This is a genomic window from Clostridium amylolyticum, assembly GCF_900142075.1.
Taxonomy (GTDB): domain Bacteria; phylum Bacillota; class Clostridia; order Clostridiales; family Clostridiaceae; genus Clostridium_AA; species Clostridium_AA amylolyticum.
In genome coordinates this window covers 1-1,244 of sequence record NZ_FQZO01000020.1, presented here as the reverse complement: position 1 = coordinate 1,244, position 1,244 = coordinate 1, and the positions used below count along the sequence as shown (strand labels likewise).

At 29.6% G+C, this 1,244-nt stretch carries 1 protein-coding gene; it reads right to left on the bottom strand.

Translation table 11 applies throughout. The features are described 5' to 3' along the window. Window positions 1–167: 167 nt before the first annotated feature. Window positions 168–1,244: RNA-guided endonuclease InsQ/TnpB family protein (locus BUA82_RS20250; protein WP_073013018.1), on the bottom strand; the 1,077-nt coding region annotated here is incomplete at its 5' end.

Genomic DNA, 1,244 nt, shown 5'->3' with positions numbered 1-1,244 from the left:
ACCGTTGCCAAAAATCTATAAAAATCTATAATTCTTGTTTAATTCCCTGTTCAACGTGTCCGATTTTGTAATTCAAAAGAATATACTACTTTCGTTTGTTATAACACTCCGAGGGCTTAAATTCCCATACAACGCATGGTACATATTAGTAGTATCGTTTTAAGTGATTAGCCTACTAATTCATATCTTGATAGATTGATACTTGCATTATAATCTCTATCTATAACACAACCACATTCTTCACAGATATATGTCCTTTCAGATAATGAAAGCTTTGGTTTTACATGACCACACTTACTACAAGTCTTTGATGATGAATACCATTTATCAGCTTCAATAAACTTAATGCCATTGAACTCACATTTATATTGCATTTGTTTTTTAAACTCATATAAACATTGTTTTGTGATTGCTTTTGATAAATGCTTATTCTTCATCATGCCTTTAATATTAAGTGTCTCCATAACAACTCTTGATGGCTTGGTTTTCACTATCTTATTCGTTGCTTGGTGACTATGATTACTTCTTATATTTGCTAATTTTCTATGAAGTAATTTAATCTGCTTTTCGATTTTTATAATATTACTTGTTTTGACAAACTTACTCCCTTCTTTATTTTTTAGGTATTTGCGAGATACCCTACGTTGTAATCTACGTAGCCTTTTTTCAAGTTGCTTTACAACTCTTGTTTTATTAATATTTTTAAAAGTCATTCCATTGGAGCATATAGCTAAATCTTTTATGCCCACATCAATTCCTATGCTTTCAGTAGTTAATTCTACTATTGGTTTTTCTTTTTCAATACCAATTGATATAAACCAATACTTTCCATCAAAACTTATTCGTGGATTAGTGTATTTACAATTCATAGGTATTGAATTTTTCTTTATATTTATCCAACCAACCTTTTCAATTAATACTGAGTTTTCTTTAACTTTAAGCTTTGATGTATCGTTATAAAAAGACGGTTTGGACTTTCTTCGACTCTTGAATCTTGGTCTATCAGATAACCCTTTGAAAAACTTCTTATAAGCTTCGCAACCATCTTTAACAGCTTGTTTAGCCACATTATTAGATACTTCATTAAGCCAGTTAAGTTCTGTTTTCTTTAAGATGGTTAATTCTTTTCTTAAATCATTATCAGATATGAATTTACCACCATTTTTATAGTTTTCTTCTTGTCTTGCTAAAGTCCAATTATATATAAATCTTGCAGTACCTACTGATTGCCATAGTTTTTGTTC